The organism is Dictyobacter aurantiacus (genome assembly GCF_003967515.1).
GTDB lineage: Bacteria > Chloroflexota > Ktedonobacteria > Ktedonobacterales > Ktedonobacteraceae > Dictyobacter > Dictyobacter aurantiacus.
The window spans coordinates 612,407-632,458 of record NZ_BIFQ01000002.1 but is presented as its reverse complement, the minus strand read 5'-3'; the positions used below and the strand labels follow the sequence as shown (position 1 = coordinate 632,458).

The 20,052-nt window shown below is 55.5% G+C and carries 14 protein-coding genes; 4 read left to right on the top strand and 10 right to left on the bottom strand.

Annotated elements, in window-relative coordinates; genetic code table 11:
* Positions 1-126: 126 nt before the first annotated feature.
* From KTT_RS27485 to KTT_RS27475, 3 genes are all read right to left on the bottom strand, one after another.
* Positions 127-477, bottom strand: coding sequence for a hypothetical protein (locus KTT_RS27485; RefSeq protein WP_126600860.1), 351 nt, complete (start codon positions 475-477; stop codon positions 127-129).
* Between the two features lie 330 nt (positions 478-807).
* Positions 808-1,455 (bottom strand): dienelactone hydrolase family protein, encoded by a 648-nt coding sequence (locus KTT_RS27480; RefSeq protein WP_126600858.1) that lies wholly within the window; start codon positions 1,453-1,455, stop codon positions 808-810.
* Between the two features lie 146 nt (positions 1,456-1,601).
* Complete coding sequence (locus KTT_RS27475; RefSeq protein WP_126603181.1) at positions 1,602-4,001, bottom strand: thiamine pyrophosphate-binding protein; 2,400 nt, start codon at positions 3,999-4,001, stop codon at positions 1,602-1,604.
* Between the two features lie 638 nt (positions 4,002-4,639).
* On the opposite strand from KTT_RS27475, the gene KTT_RS27470 reads away from it, so the two are divergent.
* Positions 4,640-7,087, top strand: coding sequence for an MBL fold metallo-hydrolase (locus tag KTT_RS27470; RefSeq protein ID WP_126600856.1), 2,448 nt, complete (start codon positions 4,640-4,642; stop codon positions 7,085-7,087).
* A gap of 56 nt (positions 7,088-7,143) precedes the next feature.
* On the opposite strand, the gene KTT_RS27465 is transcribed toward KTT_RS27470, so the two are convergent.
* The 5 genes from KTT_RS27465 to gad form a co-directional block, all read right to left on the bottom strand.
* Positions 7,144-8,721: an APC family permease gene (locus KTT_RS27465; RefSeq protein WP_126600854.1), complete on the bottom strand. Its 1,578-nt coding sequence runs from the start codon at positions 8,719-8,721 to the stop codon at positions 7,144-7,146.
* Between the two features lie 1,072 nt (positions 8,722-9,793).
* A complete protein-coding gene (locus KTT_RS27460; RefSeq protein WP_218031027.1) occupies positions 9,794-10,483 on the bottom strand; it encodes a lytic transglycosylase domain-containing protein in 690 nt (229 codons plus the stop codon).
* Between the two features lie 442 nt (positions 10,484-10,925).
* On the bottom strand, positions 10,926-13,313 hold the full coding sequence (locus tag KTT_RS27455; RefSeq protein WP_160146170.1) for a protease pro-enzyme activation domain-containing protein: 2,388 nt from the start codon (positions 13,311-13,313) through the stop codon (positions 10,926-10,928).
* A 360-nt stretch (positions 13,314-13,673) separates the two neighbouring features.
* Positions 13,674-14,888, bottom strand: coding sequence for a glycosyltransferase (locus KTT_RS27450; RefSeq protein ID WP_126600850.1), 1,215 nt, complete (start codon positions 14,886-14,888; stop codon positions 13,674-13,676).
* Between the two features lie 9 nt (positions 14,889-14,897).
* On the bottom strand, positions 14,898-16,328 hold the full coding sequence (gad, locus tag KTT_RS27445) for a glutamate decarboxylase (protein ID WP_126600848.1): 1,431 nt from the start codon (positions 16,326-16,328) through the stop codon (positions 14,898-14,900).
* 371 nt (positions 16,329-16,699) lie between these two features.
* Between gad and KTT_RS27440 the strand changes: the two genes are divergently transcribed.
* On the top strand, positions 16,700-16,981 hold the full coding sequence (locus KTT_RS27440; RefSeq protein WP_126600846.1) for a hypothetical protein: 282 nt from the start codon (positions 16,700-16,702) through the stop codon (positions 16,979-16,981).
* 63 nt (positions 16,982-17,044) lie between these two features.
* Positions 17,045-17,860 carry an endonuclease/exonuclease/phosphatase family protein gene (locus KTT_RS27435; RefSeq protein ID WP_126600844.1) on the top strand — a complete coding sequence of 272 codons (816 nt, stop codon included), beginning with the start codon at positions 17,045-17,047 and terminating at the stop codon, positions 17,858-17,860.
* Here the strand turns inward: KTT_RS27435 and KTT_RS27430 are convergent.
* A complete protein-coding gene (locus KTT_RS27430) occupies positions 17,842-18,477 on the bottom strand; it encodes a GNAT family N-acetyltransferase (RefSeq protein WP_126600842.1) in 636 nt (211 codons plus the stop codon). The two genes, KTT_RS27435 and KTT_RS27430, sit on opposite strands and share 19 nt — an antisense overlap.
* A gap of 138 nt (positions 18,478-18,615) precedes the next feature.
* Positions 18,616-19,248 carry a P-loop nucleotide/nucleoside kinase family protein gene (locus KTT_RS27425; RefSeq protein WP_160146169.1) on the bottom strand — a complete coding sequence of 211 codons (633 nt, stop codon included), beginning with the start codon at positions 19,246-19,248 and terminating at the stop codon, positions 18,616-18,618.
* Between the two features lie 277 nt (positions 19,249-19,525).
* Between KTT_RS27425 and KTT_RS27420 the strand changes: the two genes are divergently transcribed.
* Positions 19,526-20,020, top strand: coding sequence for an Rrf2 family transcriptional regulator (locus KTT_RS27420; RefSeq protein WP_126600838.1), 495 nt, complete (start codon positions 19,526-19,528; stop codon positions 20,018-20,020).
* Positions 20,021-20,052 lie beyond the last annotated feature (32 nt).

Here is a 20,052-nt window from a genome sequence, read left to right as displayed (position 1 = left end):
GCACTTTGCTTACGCAAATAAATTCACTGTAACGGCATCGGAAACGAAGATCGTACATTCGGGCCTTGCGCCCGATTTCCTCTTCAACGTACGAAAACGCCCAATGATGTGTGGGGCCTATAATCTTTAACGAAATAAAAAACGGAGAAAAATCGTGTGGCAGAACACGGAAATGTGCTCGTAGGCGGCATAGGATTGCGGCAGTGCAGACACGCCAAAAGCCTGAAATGCAGCAATCCTTCCTTGTGCATGCCGCTCTGTTGGCGTACGATCGGTTGGCTTCGACATGGTGAAAGAGCCAATATGATCGCTTGTATGGGGAACATTCCGTACGTGAACGGGTGCGGCATGCACAAGGCCGGATTGCTGCTTCTCGAAATAGGAACAGTGATGAACATGCCGCAATCCTATGTCGCCTACGGGAACGTTTCGCGTTCTATCAACGCGTTTTCTCTCTTCTTCTTTTCTTCGATGCATGCGCCTGATTCCACTGTGGGGCTATGAAGAGCATGGATTTCGAGCCTTCCCCTCACAGATGGTGATGCATCGAAAACGCCCCACGTAGGTTCGGGCCTTGCACCTGATTTCTTCTCCACCGTACGAAACGCCCCACGCAGGTTCGGGCCTTGCGCCCTATTTATCCTCCAATGTATGATTATGCTCTTTAAACATGTAATATCAAAAAAGCTATTGAACATATTTAACGAACATTAACATATGGGAAGGCGTAAAATCGGGCGCAAGTCCCGAACCTACGGTATCTCTTTTATTGTCGCATGAGAGAATGGGAAGGGGAAATCGGAGCGTTTAATCGAGCCGTTGATGCAAGAACTCGGTGGTGCGCTCCCAGGCAAGGCGAGCCGCCTCAGCGTTGTACTCAGGGCGATTCTCCTCGCAGAACCAATGGTGCGTGCCCGGATATGTAAAGAAGGTGATCTGCTTCCCGGCGGAACGCAGAGCCTCCTCAAATTCACGGACCTGCTCGGTGGGTTCAAAATCGTCAATCTCAGCAAAATGACCCTGTATATTGCCTTCGGATCTGACCTCCTCGGGTGACGTGGTTCCATAGAAGGTAACGATGGCCCCCATCTGATCTCGCAATCCCAGCGCCACGTTTCCCCCTAATGAGAAACCGATCACACCCAGGGCTCTGCCGGGTCTTCCTGACTGTTTAATCAGATAGTCGATGGAGGCGCTAACATCCTGATCAGTCTCGCTCTCTACCATTGCTGAGACCAGTTGTTCTGCCTCCTCAATAGAGGTGGTAGTCTTCCCATGATAGAGGTCGGGAGCCAGCGCGACGAATCCCTCACGCGCAAGGCGGTCGCAGACCTGTTTAAAGACATCGGTGAGTCCCCACCATGCGTGCAGGACCAGCACCCCTGGTCCGCTCCCCCGTTCGGGAACGGCTAGATAAGCGTTAATTGTTCTTCCGTTAACCTGAATTGCTTCCATATTATCCTCCCTGGACATTTCAATAAATATCATATGCACGTGCGGTAATCCGCATAACAGCCCATTCTTTTGGGCAGGGTTAAATGCGGTAATACACATCGGACGGGGACGCGCTGGCGTCCCCGTCCGATGTGTATTACCAATGCTTACTTTTCCAGGGCCAGGTCGAGGGCGGTATAGCCGGCGGCCACGATGTCATCGGTGCTGATGCCGACCGCCTGGTAGAGTTCCTGCATGCTGCCCGATTGTCCGAACTCGTCGACGCCCAGCGAGATGCAGGGAGCGCCGTGGATGCCGCTGAGGAAGGCCAGGCTGTGGGCCGAGGCGTCCTGCACGGTGACGATGGGGGCCAGGCGTTCGGAACGCGGAAAGAGCGTCCTCAGATGGGCTGCGCCGGCTGGCTCGGCCTGTCCCTGACTCTGGCTGCGCCGAAGATCGCTATACATGCTGAAGATCTTTTTCGGACTGGTCAGGTGGATGACGTTAGCGGCGATGCCCTCGCGAGCCAGTATGCGGGCGGCCGCCAGCGCCTCCGGCACCATGACGCCGGTGGTGACGATCTGGATGACTTCGTCTTCGTTGGCCTCGGGCGCCAGCTCACGTCCCTCCAGCAGCCGATAGCCACCAGCCAGCACATGCTGGCGCAGACGCTCTTCGCCCAGGCGCTGCCGGGCCTCCTCCAGCAGACGCTGATCGATCTTCTTGGTCGAGAGGCGCAGATACGTTGAGCGGCCCTCGTCCCGGTCGCAGCATTCGCGCAGCGCCTCCAGCAGGATCCATTCCACTTCGTGGGCGAAGACGGGCTCATAGTAGTTGAGCTCGGGCAGCTCAATTCCCAGGGAGGCGGTGACCGTGGATTGGTGGGCGCCCCCTTCGGGACTCAAACTGACGCCCGAGGGGGTGCCGGCAAAGATCATCTTGCTGTGGTTGTAGAGGCCATAGATCAGGGCGTCCAGGCCACGGCAGATAAATGGATCATATACGGTCCCGATCGGGAAGAGGAGCTGGCCGGAGTGCTCATAGCTCAGGCCGAGCTGGCCGAGCAGCATGAACAGGTTCATCTCAGAGATGCCCAGCTCGATGTGCTGTCCCTGTGGATTGGGCTGCCAGCGCAGGGTGCGCTGGATGCCGTCCTGATAGTCGGGATGCATCGTTGGCGAGAAGACGCCGGTCTTGTTGACCCAGCCGATTAAATGGGTGGAGATCGCCACATCCGGCGCCGCCGTGACGATGCGCTCGCCGATGCCTTCGAGCGTGGCCAGCCGGGTCAGGATACGTCCCAGCGCCTCCTGGGTCGAGAGCTTGCCGGGGAATGACATATCCAGGCTGCTAGGGATTTTTTCCGCTGCTATCAGTGGCGCCGGCTGTAGCTGGCCTCGGCTGAGCTGCTCGGCGCTGCGACGGCACCACGCGGCCTCCGCGCTCCCATGCTCGAACGTCTTCCACTCGGCCCCTGGGGGAATGTTCAGTGTATGCTGGAGCTCTCGCACCTGTTCGCCACTCAGATGCATCGAGTGGTTCATGGCATCTCCGGCAAAGGGCAGGCCCCAGCCTTTAATGGTATAGGCAAAGACGATGGTGGGCGCGTCGCGACGCTGATCTGCCTGCGCGAAGACGTCGAGCAGGGTATTCAGGTCATGGCCGCCCAGGTTGCCCAGCAGTTCTTTGAGGTTTTCATCGGGCACATCCTGCAGCGCCCTGCTGATCTCTGCGTCCTCCGGCTGATCGAGTCCGCCGGGATGGGTCAGGCGCGCCCGGATGTCCGTGCCCTGGCGCCGCAGCAGGCTCTGATATTCTTCATTGCTCATCTCGTCGATACGCTGGCGCAGCGCGGCACCCCCTGGTTGCGCGAAGACCTTTTCCAGCAGGCGTCCGTATTTGGCTTCCAGCGTATGCCAGCCGGCGGCGGCGAAGAGATTTTTGAGTTGCCGGGCCCGAATGCCAGGGACGACACGGTCCAGGCTCTGCCGGTTGAGATCGACGATAATCAGGACGTTGCCAGCTCCTTGCAGCGTCTCATCGATGGCGGCCTCCCAGATGTTGCCCTCGTCCAGCTCGGCGTCCCCGATGACCGCCACAAAGCGTTGCGCGGTCACCTCGCCGAAGTGCTGCTGCGCGTAGCGCTGCGCCACGGCCGCGAAGGCTGGCGCGACCGCTCCCAGACCAACGGAACCGGTACTAAAATCGACTGGATCTGGATCTTTGGTGCGGCTGGGATAGGCCTGCAGTCCTTTGAACTCGCGCAGGGTCTGTAAATAGTGCTGGTCCAGGTTGCCCAGTAGATATTGGATGGCATGGTACGCTGGCGAGGCATGCGGCTTGATACTGACACGGTCGCCCGCGTGCAAATAATGAAAGTAGAGCGCTGTCAATATGCTCACCATCGAGGCCGATGAGGCCTGGTGCCCCCCCACCTTCAGATCATCCGCATTGGGACGCGTATTGGCGTGATGCACGATCAGCGTCGAGAGCCAGAGCACGCGGCGTTGGATGGCATCAAGTATCTGGTATTCATCAGCCTGTAATGGCGCCGGTCGTAGCTCCATTGCCGAGGGCGTCGCGGCTGATCTGGCCTGTTTCTGTTGCTTGCTGCCATTCTTCGCAGCCGTAGAGATCTTCCTCTGCATGCAGAAACTCCTTCTCTATCATTGAAATGTGAAATCATCAAAGAGCGGCTTATTTACCAAACACATTGTACCATCAATTTCAGTTAAATATGTATGTTTGCTACATGCTCATAAATCCAGCATGTGGCAAACATACACAGGCCTGTGTTTGAAAGCTGGAGATTCGTGCCTTCGGCCCCTGACACTACGCGCCTACGGCGCTCAGTTTGTTATTAAGAAGTGGGTGCAAGAGCAGGTGGGTGCATCCGCACCCACCTGCTCTTGCACCCACTTCTTAATAACCACTTTGTGACACCGCGTTGGACTTGAAAAAGGAGCATCGCGTCCCAGCGGCCGCCCGAACGGGAGGTGTTTCTCACACTGTCGGGGCGGACTTCAGGTCCATTCATACAGCAATGTATATAATTGCCCATGCATTTCGTGTTATACTTTAAAGGATAAAATAACGTAGTATCTTGTCAAACAAATAAAGCTCTTTTTGCTGTTCAAGTGATATGTTTTGTACGACGTACAGCCTGGTGGTTTGAGGCAAAGACATATGGGAAAGGGAGTTTGCGGTGGAATTCACATTTCTTGGTGGCGCATCAGAGGTCGGAGGGTCCTGCACCTTGCTGCGTGTGGCGGGCCGTTGTGTGTTGATTGATGGAGGAATGCGACCGGCGGCTCGCGAGGGTCAGGCGCGCATACCAGATCTGGCTTTGTTAGATGATAACCCCCCGGAAGCGTTGTTGATTACACATGCTCATATCGATCATACGGGTTCGCTCCCGTTGATTGCATCGCTTTATCCACATATTCCCATTTACGCAACTGAAAGTACACGGGCATTGACGGAGATCCTGCTGCGCGACTCGGTGCGCATCATGGGGCAGGAAGGTTTGAAGCCCGATGGTGAGACGCCCCTCTATAACGAGGAACAGGTGGATGCCCTGCTGGGCCGGATCAGGCCCGTTGGCTTTCACCAGGTCTTTGCTCCTATTCCCACGGCCCCCGAGATTCGCGTGAGCTACCTGCCTGCGGGCCATATCCTGGGGGCGGCCATGCTTTACTTTGTGACGCCCGAAGGGACGTTGTTGCATACCGGTGATATATCGGTGACCGATCAGCGCACGATCAGGGGACTTGATATCGCTTCGTTGCCCGGCGCGGATGTGATGATCTGTGAGGGGACCTATGGCAACCGGGCGCACAGTAGCCGCCGTGAGGAGGAGCGTAAGTTCGCTGAGGCGGTCCAGGCGACGGTCGCGCGCAATGGACGCGTGCTGTGTCCCGCGTTTGCCGTTGGCCGCGCGCAGGAGATCGTACTGATCCTGAAGTCGTATCGTGCCAGCGGCTATATCTCTCCTGTCCCTATCTATCTGGATGGCATGGTGCGCTCGGTCTGCGCGGCTTACCAGGGCCAGTCCCACGATCTGCATCCCCACCTGCAGCGCTATCTGAAGAATGCGCGCCGGCCATTGTTTGTTGACCCCGACTTGCATATCTTTGCCGTGCGCAGCCATGAGCGGGCCGCGCTGATCGCGCGCAAGGAACCGGCCATCATCATCAGTAGTTCGGGCATGCTCTCAGGTGGCGCGTCTCCATTGTATGGGGCTACTATCGCGACCCGCGAGCAGGACGCGTTATTGCTCACTGGCTATCAGGATGAGGAGAGTCCTGGGGCGGCTCTTCTGCGCGCCCGGCCCGGTATGCCGCTGCAGATCGGTTCACAGAGGGTGCCGCTGGCCTGCAAGGTCGAGAAATATAATCTATCGGGCCACGCCGATGCCGAGCAGATCAGCCAGGTCGTTACAAAGGTGGGACCGCGCTGTCTGATTCTGGTGCATGGCGCGCCCGATGCTTTGGAGGCGCTGAAGCAGCGCTTTGGTGAGATGCGCGTTGAGATTCCAGTCGTGGGCAGCAAGCTTACGTTTCACGCGGCGCGCCAGGGGCTGCTGACCCCGGCCTCGTCTCGCGCCTCCATTTCCAGGGCTATCTTGCCCGAGGCTCCTCTGACGGCGCCAGAGCTTGCCTTTTTGGATAACACCGAGTCGATGGCGCTTCCCTCGATTGAGAGCCTCTGGCTGCTGGCCAGGAAACTAGGTCCATTACGTCCCTGGACAGTGGTTGAGCTGGGACAGGCTTACTATGGTAGCGCCTATCGACCGGCTCTACGTCCTTTGATTGAGCAGATCTTCAAAAGTGATACATCTGCCTATTTCAAGCGCAGTCGCATCGGGGCCCAATCGATCTATCAGCCCTGCGAGACCGTGCTGGGACTGTCATTTTCTACGACGCTGCCCGGTGAGCAACTGATGGGTCGCGGCGGCGGTCCCACGTCGCTGACGCTACCCCAGGTACCGGCCACCGAACTATCCCGGCGCATACCGGGCGCGGGCACGGTGGTGATTGTGCAGGGGCAAAAGAATTCAGCTCCTTACCTGGCGTTGACGCTATCGCCGGAGCATAATGGGGGGATTCGCATGGTTGCCGATGGTTGGAAGGCTGCTACCCGTCCCCTGTCGATGATTCAGCTCCTTCCGGATGTGCAGCGCCCCGAGTGGTTACATCTGCCCGAGGAAAGTATCAAGGCCCATCTCAAGCAGTGGCGCCATAAACTGGACCGGGCCTGGGTGGATCTCTTTGCCTGGTGGCGCAGCTGTCAACGGTCCTCTTTTTCCTTTACCTCGCTGTGCCGCGACCTGGAGTTGCGGCAGGCCGATGAGCGGCTGGGCTGGGGCCTTGAGCTATTGACCCATGGCCTGCTCCTGTTCCGCCACCATGGTGAGATGTGGCATCCCCTTGATGCGGCGCGTATCTATGCCAATGGCGGTTTCGCCCATCATCTGCGGTTGCTGGAAGCGGGCGAGGGGAGCGCGATTGAGGTGAATGGTCGTATCGGTTGCCTGACCGGACGCAGTAGCTGGCGCCTCTTTGAGGTCCGCTGGGATGAACTGTTAGAGACAGAGGATGAGATGGACCGTCTCGCGCAGGTGCGCGCCTCGACTATCCATCTGCTCTTCTGATAAACGATGATGGCGGAGCACATCTCTGCTCCGCCATCAGGTGATATTGATGATGTTTAGTTGTGGCGACCTGGAACCTGTTCGACCAGCGCGTCCGGCTGGTCGCTAGTCTGTGGACCTCCATCGATCATCTCGTTCTGTGCATCCTTTCGCCGTTCCGCCCGACCCCACAGGTAGAAGATGGCCGTCAGCAGGATAATCGCGCCCAGCGCGATAAGTTGGGTCAGTTCATACGTCACGCGTGTAACGCCTGAGCTCTTGATCGTGCCGTCATCTGGGAAGATCAGAAAGTAACTGACGATGATGGTATAGAACATAGAGAGAATGGTGACGAGCCAGGCTCCCCCCATGCCCCCCGGAACCCGGTATGGGCGCCGTGCTCCTGGTTGCTTGTAGCGCAGGAGCAAGAGATCAGGAAAGATGAACAGGTAGGCCAGGGTATTCACTGAGATGGTGAAGCCAAGCACCAGAGTGAACAGCGATTGCAGGGTGCCAGCTCCGAAGCTGTTGATCAGCACCGCGAGGACCATGGCGCCGGTGGCGATCAGGCCGCTAACAATGATGGCGGTGCTGGGCGCGTTGGTGCGTGGATTGAAGCGGGCCAGGCTACGGGGCGCCACATGATCCCTGGCGGCCACGGCATAGGCGCGATTGGCGCTGACCATCCAGGTGGAGCCACTGGCTCCCAGCGCGACAATCAGTACTGGCACCAGCAGCCATTTTAATGGGAGCGCCAGCAAGTGGGGTAGCACGATCGTCACATTGGAGATGGCCTGTAGCAGTCCACTACTGGTGCTGACCTGCGATTTATTGAGCGCGAAGATGGTCACAAGGATCGGGATCACATAGGCCAGGAAGGCCAGCCCGCCGGTGGTAAGCATGGAGCGCGGTACGGTTCGCTGTGGATCCTCGACCTCGTCGCCAACGTTGACCTGAACTTCAAAACCCTGCCATTTAAAGACCATGACAGGAATGATGCCGCTGACAATAATACCCAAGGCACTGCTGGGCAGCAGGTCGGCTGGACCCATGTGGACGCCGCTGGCATGGTTGGTCAGAAAGAAAATCAGGGCCAGCACCACAAAGAGTCCGATTAGCAGGAGCTTGAAGGCGGCTCCAATGTTTGAGAGCCGTTTGTTGAGCCCGACGGGTAGCAGTGCGGCCCCCATAATGCTCCAGATGAAGACCGCGGCGATGGCGATCGTAATCCACACATCAGCGATCTTATTGCCGCCAAAGAGATAATCGGTGCGTCCAAACCAGAGCACTTTGATGGCGGTAATGACGGTGACGAACATGGTACCACCAATCCACAATGGATTGGCGATCCAGTAGAGCATGGCCGCGATGGCGGCATAGAAGCGTCCACCACTCATCTTCCCCCATTCATAGATGCCACCAGCGCGTGGAAATGTACTGCCCAGCTCGGCCATCAATAATTGATAAGGGATAAAAAAGGTCAGGCCAACCAGCAGAATCCAGAATAGGGCCTGCCCGCCATATGAGGCGGCTGCCCCTAGTGTATCCAGGCCAAGCGCGCCCGCGATTGTATAGAAAACCAGGTCTCGCACCTTGAAATTGCTGTTTGCAAACCGGCTGCGCCTGGCGGATGTAATTGATGAATGCTCATCCATAGATTATGATCTCCTTCGCAAATAGAGAGAACCTCTCCATCTTTGTCACCTATACTAACACATTAGCAGTTACTAATATTTCCATAGAAAGGGCCTTAGAGTGGATCTTGCTCTTGTTACGCTGGGGAGACGTGAGCGCCCCCACTCGCGCGTCCGCTGCGCGGCCGCAGTGTTTTTTTGGGTTGGTGCAACCGGGGCGCGGCCGCGCCCCGGTTGCATCAACTCAAAATCAGTGTGACGAGAGGTGGCCTGGCTGGTATTTCAGCGTCCCGGTTGCATCAACTCAAAATCAGTGTGACGAGAGGTGGCCTGGCTGGTATTTCAGCGTCCCGGTTGCATCAACTCAAAATCAGTGTGACGAGAGGTGGCCTGGCTGGTATTTCAGCGTCCCGGTTGCATCAACTCAAAATCAGTGTGACGAGAGGTGGCCTGGCTGGTATTTCAGCGTCCCGGTTGCATCAACTCAAAATCAGTGTGACGAGAGGTGGCCTGGCTGGTATTTCAGCGCTCCGGTTGCACCAACTCAAAACCAGTGTGACGAGAGGTGGCGCGGCTGGGTTTTCGCACCCCGGTTGCACCAACCAAAAAACCACTGTGGAGAGAGGTGGCGCGGCTGGTTTTTCGCACCCCGGTTGCACCAACCAAAAGCCAATGCGGAGAGAGGTGGCGCGGCTGGTTTTTCGCACCCCGGTTGCACCAACCAAAAGCCAATGCGGAGAGAGGTGGCGCGGCTGGGTTTTCGCACCCCGGTTGCACCAACCAAAAGCCAATGCGGAGAGAGGTGGCGCGGCTGGGTTTTCGCACCTGGGGTATTCCATCGTCATAGTGAGTTGGTGCCAAAGGGCGCGACTGCGCCCTTTGGCACCAACTCACCAAAAAACACTGCGGCCGCGCACGCGGACGCCCGTGCGGGGGTACTCACGTGTCCCCACTAATAACTTTCAAAAAACAACGAAGACGTCTCTCAAGCTTCACATTGAGAGACGCCCTCGTTTTCTTCAAACAGATTGGTTAGGGTCAAGACTATATATAAATATTTATATATAGAAGGGAATGGTAGCGCGTGGCGCGCTTAGCCCATGATACTGCGGACGTAGTTCTGGGTCTCCGCTGGCAGTTGGGCCAGCCAGTTGCCGCCGCCGGCGTTTACAGCGCTCTGTACCGCGCCTGGACCGGCATTGTAGGCCGCCAGGGCTTTGCTATAGTCACCACCGAACTGACGATTCAGGTTGGCCATCCAGCGGGCCGCGCCGGTGAGGGCTGACTGTGGGTCCGAAGCATTGATACCCATTTCGGCTGCGGTAGCCGGCATAAACTGAGCGATACCAATGGCTCCGGCTGGCGATACCACATTTGGATTGAAGCCGCTCTCTTGATTGATCTGGCGTACGAAATAATCAGGATTGATACCTGCCGCTATCGCTGCACTTCGAGCCATATCGACATACGAATGTGCTACTGAGGCTGACGATTGATGGCGGTGGTTGTCATGTCGTGCAGTCGACGTGACATCATGCCGTGGATAATTAGCTGTTGAGCCATAATTGTCAACCTGCGTATAGTGTGTGGCTGCGAAGCCTGAAAGAAGAAGAGCTCCACAGGCAGCTCCAACTGCGATACCTTTGCGTAGATTCGAGATGCGCCGTGGTGTGCGTGCCGCTTTAGCCGGACGATCATAGGTAGGGGTAGCAGCAGCGGTGGCGCTGATTTCTGTTATTGCTTTAGCATTGTTCTCTAGCAGTAAGGTATTGGCATTTTTCAATGTGGAAGTGCTCCGTGTTTCTTGTGAGTCTACAGTTGCTGCCATAGTCTGATCAGAATAAAAATGCTTGTTCAATTGTGCTCCTTTCAAGGTGAAAACGAAGCTCTGCTTTCACACTTTCACTTCGTATGTCTGAGTCCTCGTTTCTAGGCGCCGTGTGAGCCGGCGAGTAAGATCTGTTACTTTCGACCCACGCGCTATGTATTGACGAAGGTCAGTGTAGCACATGCTATGCAGCCTGCTAGCTTAAGTATAAAAAAAATAGCCCAAAGGTAATATGCTTCAATTTATTTCAAAGTGTGTCATAGTGTATCAAGATGTATCAGAGAGGGGCTCAAAACCAGGATAAATTGGGGATGATTACTGATCGTGTCATTAAAAGATGGCAGGCCGCGTTTCAATGCGACCTGCCATGCTGACCAGGAAAAGGATTATCAGGTGCTCACAGTGACTGCATTGACACATCGTCCAGCAAGAAACCGCTATTGGAAGTACGACTGGTGGTACTTGCGAAGTAGAGGATAACCTGCTGACCTTTGTACTTTAACAACTGTGGGGTGACATCAAAGGTGTAGCGAACCCATTGGCGCGAGTTCGAGCTACATTTGGTCGCTACCACACTGATAGGAGTGCCATTGGTCGTCAGTAATGAGACCGCAAATTTGCCAGAGCAGGCACTCACGCCTGGAGTTGCGGTTACGCTATACAGCCAGTAGCTCAGGGTGATCTTGCTGCTGTTGGTAGGGATCCTCACGGCTTGATAAATGGCTTCATTGCAGCCCCTATAGCCGCACAAGAAAGCGCTATATTTGCCACTATGGGCAGCTATATTCGTGATCAGTTCATAGCCGTTGCTAGAATATTCTATCCATGGGGTCCTACCTTTCTCGAAGCCGCCATTAGCTATCAATTCCGTACCCCCTGGAGGAGGTGTCGGAGTGATAGTTGGTGTGGGCGTAGGTGTAGGAGTCCTTGTGGGTGTGGGCGTAGGTGTAGGAGTCCTTGTGGGCGTAGGTGTCGGTGTAGGAGTCCTTGTGGGCGTAGGTGTCGGTGTCGGTGTCGGCGTTATACCGCCGGAGAGGGTGCTGGCGAGCTGCCCTGCGTTGGGGGTGCCGATGCCGGTGGCCAGGTCATAGTGTGCGCTGGCCTGGTAGTACAGATTGTTGCCTGTGGTTACGTCCTGGAACGAGGTATATGGCTGGCTGCCATTATAGATGTTATAGAGAGGTTGATGGGCATCCCCCAGCGTCGGTTTGCCCTGCGAAGCAAGGTATTGGTTGAGGTCAATGGCTATGCTGGCCCACAGGGGCGCCGCGGCGCTGGTGCCTCCGACTGATATCCAGCCTGAGCAGTACGAGCCAGAGCTGGTGCAGTAGACGGAATAGCCTGTTTGCGGATCAGCATCGGCCGAGATATCTGGTACCATGCGGTTGGCATTGGTCAGGTTTGTGCCTGTCTGGTAGCTGGGCCGTGTGAAGTATGAGCTGACGCCACCGCCACCACCGGAGTTATTGCTTGAGGTTCCCCAGGCCGATTCGCTACCATAGGTGTTGCTGCTACCTAGCTGTAGCCTGGTGCCCCCAACGCCGACCACGTTGGGATCGCCAGCGGGAGAATCGACACCCAGACCGGAGCCACTACCACCACCACCATTACAGTCATACGCGCCTGAGTCACCCGAAGCGGCAAAGAAGGCCTGCCCCTGGGCTGCTCCTTGCGTGAAGATGTTGTTTAACGCCTGCAGTTCAGAATTACCTGTATACGCTTCGCACAGCCCCCAGCTGATTGTCGTCACTTTGACCAGGTTGTCTGTAACGATGCGGTTATAGGTGTCATTGAGACCGGTCGTGGAGTTGGGACCAATATAGACCCGCTGGGCGGCGCCAGGGGCGAGGGCGGAGACGACCTCCATATCCAGTACAACCTCAATTGCGCCACTACCGGGATTGGTGGTAGCCCCGTCCACCAGCACATTGGTATATTTGCCGGTGCCCAGGCCATAATAGTTGCGATAGTAGTCAACGTCTGAGGATTTGTAGCCGTCTAATTCAAACACACCGATGGTCTGTCCCGTTCCATCGCTGCCACCGCTAATGAGTGGATTAACATTGTAGGCGCCGCGCAATTCAGTCGGTGTAAAACCACCTCCGGGTCCAGCTAATGGCCTGTGCCCAGACTTTTTGGCATTGGGATGTGACTGTATTTGAAAGTGTGGAATGCGCTGTATGTTGTTCAGCCCCCCGATATTCATGATGTCCTGTGCCACAGTACGGGGCGCTTGAGGCTCTGAAACCGCCATATAGATGGGGTGATTATTGTAATTAAAGTTGTAGAGCTGGGTGTTAAAGGCATGCTCGACATTTTGTACCGTGCCAGTAGCATCAATGATTTGACGATTAGATGACACTCTTGTCACTGTTAGATGCTGGCTCTGCAGATATCTGACCACCTCGTTGACAGTGCTCTGTGTAGGCCCAAACATGGCTGTAAACTCTTTAGGTGTTAGATAGCGATGGTAGAAAGACGAGGACGGATTTTCCTGCTCTGCTCGCAATGCAGCCAGTTGGTCCTGGTTGCGCAATTTTAAGCTGATTGCCAGGTCTAGTATATTAGTTGGGGCTGTGCGACTCGTTGGAATCGCTCGTGGAATCAAGATCGCAGGATTAATTACATGCCCGGGAATGGTTTGCAGCGTGGCCTGCGGGCTGCGTGTGTCCGCCAGTGTAATTGAATTTCTGGCTATAATGCCCTGCATAATCAAGGCCAGGAGTGTTGCACAAATAAGAAGTGCAAGGCCCGATTGCCATTTCTGGCGCAATGTCTTTTTCAAGTGTCCCTCCAAAGAACCAGTGGCTAAACGTAAGCAAGAGAAACAATGCAGCAATACTCGGTGCCGCTGGTACATCCTTGTTAAGGAAAAACTTTGAAGCTACATCCACTATTAAGTATCTATACTGGCTGGTATGCTAATTGCCGCTTACTTACGTAATGCATAGATAAAATCATAAAAACTACGCTTATGTCTTCCATATAGTAATTATACATTTGATATTCAATTTTCACAAATTTATCATTATTATATCAATATACGCTTAAATAAATAAAATAAAGGAGTTAGTGCAATATTCGGGATGGGGGCATTCGCCCCCATCCCGAATATTGCACTAACTCCTAAGTAACCCCTTATGGGTTATGGCGCGATTGAGGAAGCATGAGCGCGCTGGCGCAACCGCTGGGCTTCAGCGAACTCGGTCGCCAGCTGTGTGTAGAGCTCTTCCCACTGATCCAAAACATTGTCTTTATCATGGGCGGCGATGATATTCAGGCTTTCGGTCCCCATGCTCTGTTGCAGCTCGGGGTCCTGCAGTATTCTGTCCATGTAGGCGGCCATTTCGTCGCTGTTGCCCGGCTCGAAGAGGAAGCCATTCTGATTGTGGTGGACCAGTTCCGGCAGGGCATAGGAGTTGGCGGCGACCGACGGCAGGCCACAGGCCATCGCTTCCATCATGGCCAGGCTCTGCAGGTCGGCCTCGGACGGAATCACAAAGAGCTGCGCCGAGCGGCGCAAGGGGATCAGGTCCTCGTCCCGTACGAAGCCCAGGAAGCTGACACGATCCTGTATCTTGAGCTGTTCAACCTGCGCGCGCAGGGCTGCCTCGGCTGGACCTGTGCTGGTCAGAGCCAGGTGGGCCGGCGTACGCAGTCTGGCCATGGCGTCCAACAGGACATCGATGCGTTTCTCTTCGCTCAAGCGATTCACATGGATGATCAATGGCCGATCTTCTGGCAGGCCCAGGCGGCGAATCACTTCCGAGTCCTTTGCCCCCGGTGTGTAGCTCTTAAGGTCGATACCGTTCGAGATGACTTTACTGGGTGCGTGCAGCCCATGATCACTCAAGAGATCCAGCGCGGTCCGGGTGGGAGAGGTGACGTAGTCGCAGCGATTGTAGAAGTAGACGAGGTAGGAGTAGATCAGCGCGCTGAGCGGCTTGCCCAGGACCGGATCTGTCAGGACTGAGCGGCTGAGCATGTTGTTGGGCAGATAGTGGTTGGTGGCGATGAGCGGTTTGTGCAGGCCTGGGGCCAGAATATGGGCGATGTTGCCCAGCACGATCGGCGAATGCACATGAATGACATCCGGATCGCTCTGCTTGAGTAGCTTGTGGATCGGTCCGAATGGAAGCAGGGGGATGCGCAGATCCTTATAGGTTGGCCATTCGAACGAGGAAAAGCGTGAGACCTGTACCCCTTCCTCTGTGCGCTGGACATCCCGCGTTCCATAACTGGGCGCGACCACCCAGACCTGGTGCCCTCGCTGGGTGAAATCAACGGCCAGGCCATGGGCCACATTGGGGACCCCTCCTACCATGGGCGGATACTGATCGGTGACAATCATGATACGCATCGCTCTTACTCACTTTCCCTTATTGACTGACTTTTCTTCGTGACTGGCCCCATGACTGAAACCCGGTGTGCCACCGTCATGCTTGCTCTCAGGGTGTGCCGCATAGTAGTTCAGGTGGCGTTTCAGATCGTTGAGCAGCAGATTCGCCATATCCTGACTGAAGCCATCCTTCACCACGATGCGCATTACGGCCAGGTCCTCCAGATTTTTTGGATAGGTATAGGCGGGAACGATCCAGCCGCGATCCCGCAGACGCTGCGATAAATCGAACACGGTAAAGTTGGTCTTTTCCTTTAAGGTAAAGGCGAATACCGGCAGGTCGCTACCATCGCTGAGGAGTTGAAATGGTCCCAGGCGGGCGATCTCTCCCGATAGGTAACGGGCCGTATCCTGGCAGGCCTGCTGTATGCGCCGATAGCCTTCTTTGCCGAGTCGTACGAAATTATAATACTGGGCCACGATCTGACTACCGGGACGCGAGAAGTTGAGGGCAAAGGTTGGTGTCTGCCCTCCCAGGTAATTTACCGAGAAGATCAGCTCCTGCGGCAGGTCACTATGGTTATGCCAGACCACCCAGCCGACGCCCGGATAGACCAGGCCATATTTGTGTCCCGATGTGTTGATGGACTTGACGCGCGGCAGCCGGAAGTCCCACACGATATCAGGCTGGATAAATGGCGCGACCAGTCCGCCGCTAGCAGCGTCCACGTGAAGCGGGATGTCCAGTCCCCGCTCGCTCTGCAGACGATCCAATGCCTGACTGATAGCCTCAATTGGTTCGTAGCTACCATCCATTGTGCTTCCCATAATAGCCACGACGCCGATGGTGTTTTCGTCACATAGCTTGACCGCCTCTTCAGCGGTCAGGTGATACCGTCCCGGCTCCATGGGGACCAGTCGAGGCTCGACATCCCAGTAGCGGCAGAATTTTTCCCAGCAGATCTGAATGTTGATGCCCATAACCAGGTTGGGACGCTCGATTGACTTTCCGGCGGCACGCTGGCGTTCCCGCCACTTCCACTTTAAGGCCATGCCGGCCAGCATACAGGCTTCGCTGGAACCGATAGTTGAGCAGCCAATCGTCTCTTTTTCGTCTTTGGCATGCCAGAGATTAGCCAGAATATTGACGCAGCGGCGCTCCAGCTCGGCCGTCTGGGGATACTCGTCTTTGTCGATCATGTTTTTATCAAAGGTATCGGCCATGAGCTGCCGCGCCTCCGGCTCCATCCAGTTGGTGACAAAGGTGGCCAGGTTCTGACGGGCATTGCCATCCAGAATCAGCTCATCGCTCACGATCTGGTAGGCCGTTTGTGGCAGCATCTCCTCTTCGGGCATCTCATTGCGTGGAATGGGCCGATCCAATGGGATGCGGCTATACACCGGATTCAACAATTGCTTTGACTCGTTCCCAGTTGTACGCTTCGCTTTTTTATGCAGCATGCCTCTGACTCCTACAAAAAATCATCTTCTTTTGTTTGCCCTCTCTGGTGAAGCACGTTCAGACGCGCCACCAGGATACAGCGGGTGCCATTCATTTTTTTGTTGCCTTTTGTTCTCTTTGCAAAAAAAGACGGACACCAGCGCTGTAGTACGTTTCTGCAGTGCTGACCTCCATTGTGTTATGGTGCAACAGGGGCGCAACTGCGCCCCTGTTGCACCATAACACAAAACTCCAGGTGGACGCCTGTGCGGGCGCGCTCACGTGCCCCAATACGATGTCAGTCTGCCATATTCTATATAAGTCTGAACCTATATGATATACTGCTTAGTACGGTTTTGTAGATGCATGGTTTTGAATAAGGGGATTTTTGATGGCTGAACAGAAGGAGACCTCCAGGACGCTGTTTTCGCTGGCCGAACGTGGCATAGAGCGCAAAGTCTTCTTATGGGGCTGGCATCTCTTGCTGGGCGCAGCTATCATCCTACTCATCGTGTGCTGGCAAACGCCGCTCTGGTTGATTGGGAGCGCGGGGGATTTCGCACGCATGATGGAGAAGATTGAGATCGTTCTCTTTGTCCTTCTGCTGACCAGCCCTTTAACGCGCACGCTCAGGCAGCGCCTCTTCCCACGTACCTCCGCGCCCCGCATGTAGTCCACCTACTTGTTTGCCTGTGTGTAGAGATCCCCATCACGAGAATGCAAAGAGGTGGTTTTTATGTTAACGGTAATGACGTTTAATATTCGTGGCGCGTTAAATACGGATGGACCCAATGTCTGGCCGCAGCGCGCCTCCTTAAACGTGCAGACCATCCAGGCGGCTGATCCGGCCGTGATCGGTTTTCAGGAGGTCCAGGCTGGCAACCTGGAGGTCTATCGGCAGCGACTCTCCTCCTACGCTTATGAGATTGGCCCCTCAGCCAATGCCGAAGATCCGCATCAATATACATCTATCTTCTGGAAGCCCGATGTGCTGGAAAAGTTGGACGCTGGCGGCTTCTGGCTCAGTGAGACGCCGGAGGTGCTTTCTGGGAGCTGGGAGACGGCCTGCATGCGCACCGCCACCTGGGTCCATTTTCGCATGCTGGATAATGGTCGCGAATTTATTCATCTCAATACCCACCTGGACCACGTTTCCGCGCAGGCGCGGCTGGCCGGGAGCGCTTTGATTATTCAGAAGCTGCGGGATATTACCCATGATGGTGCATTACCTGTACTGGTAACAGGGGACTTTAACTGTGACCCCGCCTCGCCTCCCCATCGTTTATGGTTGCAACACGGCTTTATCGATAGTTTCCTGGAGACGGGACACGAAGATAGCAGGCAGACCAATACCTTCCATGGTTTTAACTGGAGCAAGCCGTCCTCGTCAGGAGAGAGGCGTGGGGATGACATTTTGCGCATGGATTGGATCCTGCTGCGCGATCCGGCCCGTGAGATCCACCCTGTGACCTGTGAGATTGTGCGTACGGCCCAACCACCGCTTTACCCCAGCGACCATTATCCGGTTGTTGCTCAACTGGCGGGCCTGTAAGTGGTGTCCTGCTGTTGTTGTTGCCGCAGATAGTCCATGAAGCCTCTGGGATAGCGGGCGGCCCACTCTTCGCGCAGGGTGCCGTAGCCCAGCCCATCGTAGTAGACACCATTGACGGTGCGCGCCTTGCGAAAGCGGGCCTCCAGTTGATAGCCCAGCTTTTCGGCCAGCCTCATCATACCTTTGTTGCCAGACCACGTGCGTAGATCGAGGCGGGCGATGGTTGGGAGTGTGTAGAAGAGGTAGTCGCACCACAGTCCCAGGGCTTCAAAGCCCAGCCCCTGATTCCAGTAAGCGGGATCAAAGATAACGATGCCGACGGTGGGCCAGTGCGTCTCCGCGCTTTCCCAGTTCCAGGAAACGATACCCCGAAATTCGTCTGTGTCCCGGTCGCTGATGACCAGTACCGAACGAATGGTGGGATAGCTATTGCTGGTGATTTGCGCGCGCATCTGTTCTACATGGACTTCTATCTTCTCTTGTGAAGGGAGCGCATAGTAGGGGCTGTCCAGCTCTTTCCAGCGTTGCCTGGGGACCATCCAGGAACGATATCGCTCTAAATCTGTCAGTTGCCAATCGCGTAAATAAATGCGTAGACCAGGGATACGTAATTGCATAGATACTCGTTTTCTCTCTATCACAGTGACTAAGACATACGCTGACGCTATTTGTCTATTCAGCGCATACAGGGAAACATATATCTCCGCATGTGTCTTCTACACGAATTTCCGCCATCTTTAGCAACTCTTATAGGACTATTCGGTGGTAGGAATTCTTTCGTATATCCATTGCCGTGTCTCCGCAAGTGTCTGTTCCAGAGTGACTCTACTTGTATCGTACAGTGTCATGGGCGGCTCGGTTTTGGCTGCGTGCTCTTTATGCCAGCGATTAAACTCTATCATCCTATGCTGCGTTTCTTCATCGTTGCAGCCGCGCCAGGCGGGACGCTGCTTGAGCCGCCGCACCAGCACGTCATCGTCGCAGACCAGCGCCAGGATATGGATGGCCGAGAAGTAGCGATGTTCAGGGCTGCCCATGATGCGCTCGGGCATCGTGGTGCCACAGAGCACGACCGGCCGTCCATTCTGCGCGATATGTTTCGCCAGGAAGAGCCAGCGGTCCTGATAATCGATGTAATCTTTTTCGGCCGTCGCCGGGAGCACCCCCCATAGAATATCGGTATCTAGCGTCACGCACTCGGGTAAGTGTGACGGCAGATGCTGTGCCAGCGTCGTCTTCCCCGTGCCGCTCGCGCCCGTAATCACAAACAGCGGCAGACGCAAAAACGGCTCCCCGTACCGACAATGGGGACAGATCACGGCCGGCACCGTGAAATCAATCGGCTCCTCCTCACACCACGCGCCACATTGTGGACAAACCCTCGCCATATCCAAACTCCTTTCATGCATACATCCATGTACCCGTAGGTGCCAGGCTTGCCCTGGCTTGGCCGCAAAGCGGCCCCGTGCCCGCGCATCCACGTTTACAGAAACACGTTATCGTTCCCATATTACCCCACATGGAAACCACCAGGGAAAGATTATTTTATCCCTATATCCCGGCTCTTGACAAACAGGCACGGATGTAATTATAATGCTTACATCGAATGTAACAAAGTTAGTTACAATGCATACATGAGCATTTGAAGAGATGAAGGAGGCCGCGATGAGTGCGAATAGTCGTCTATCGTTAGCCGTCCATACCCTGGTCTGGATGGCCGAGTTCGGTGAGGAGTACGACTATGCTCCTTCAGAGCGTATTGCGTATAGTGTCAAGGCGAATCCCGTGGTTTTGCGCGGGTTGCTGGGTTTAATGGAGAAGCAGCACCTGGTACGCGTTCAGCGCGGCAGCAATGCTGGCTGGAAGCTGGCGCGCCGACCTGAGGAGATTACACTGCTGGAGGTCTATCGCGCGGTCGATCCAGGCACCTTGTTTTCGCTGCACCATACGCCCCCCGATCAGCGTTGCCGGGTTGGATGTGGCATCATTTCTACCCTTGAAAATGTCTACGAGCACATTCAGGATACCATGGAACAGGAGATGGCGCGTACAACTATCGCCGATATCCTGCACGATACCCTGGCGCATACAGCGGAGTTCAGGCGGCGGCAGAACGCTGAAGCCCCGACGGAAATTCAGCCGGGATTGCCGCAGACGTAAAACAAAGATTGCAGGTCTTGCTGGCTGAGCGG

Excerpts from the sequence above, each read along its gene's own strand:
- KTT_RS27485 (WP_126600860.1), bottom strand. The coding sequence starts at position 477 with ATGCATCGAAGAAAAGAAGAAGAGAGAAAACGCGTTGATAGAACGCGA.
- KTT_RS27480 (WP_126600858.1), bottom strand. The coding sequence starts at position 1,455 with ATGGAAGCAATTCAGGTTAACGGAAGAACAATTAACGCTTATCTAGCC.
- KTT_RS27475 (WP_126603181.1), bottom strand. The coding sequence starts at position 4,001 with ATGGAGCTACGACCGGCGCCATTACAGGCTGATGAATACCAGATACTT.
- KTT_RS27465 (WP_126600854.1), bottom strand. The coding sequence starts at position 8,721 with ATGGATGAGCATTCATCAATTACATCCGCCAGGCGCAGCCGGTTTGCA.
- KTT_RS27450 (WP_126600850.1), bottom strand. The coding sequence starts at position 14,888 with ATGCGTATCATGATTGTCACCGATCAGTATCCGCCCATGGTAGGAGGG.
- gad (WP_126600848.1), bottom strand. The coding sequence starts at position 16,328 with ATGCTGCATAAAAAAGCGAAGCGTACAACTGGGAACGAGTCAAAGCAA.
- KTT_RS27440 (WP_126600846.1), top strand. The coding sequence starts at position 16,700 with ATGGCTGAACAGAAGGAGACCTCCAGGACGCTGTTTTCGCTGGCCGAA.
- KTT_RS27435 (WP_126600844.1), top strand. The coding sequence starts at position 17,045 with ATGTTAACGGTAATGACGTTTAATATTCGTGGCGCGTTAAATACGGAT.
- KTT_RS27430 (WP_126600842.1), bottom strand. The coding sequence starts at position 18,477 with ATGCAATTACGTATCCCTGGTCTACGCATTTATTTACGCGATTGGCAA.
- KTT_RS27425 (WP_160146169.1), bottom strand. The coding sequence starts at position 19,248 with ATGGCGAGGGTTTGTCCACAATGTGGCGCGTGGTGTGAGGAGGAGCCG.
- KTT_RS27420 (WP_126600838.1), top strand. The coding sequence starts at position 19,526 with ATGAGTGCGAATAGTCGTCTATCGTTAGCCGTCCATACCCTGGTCTGG.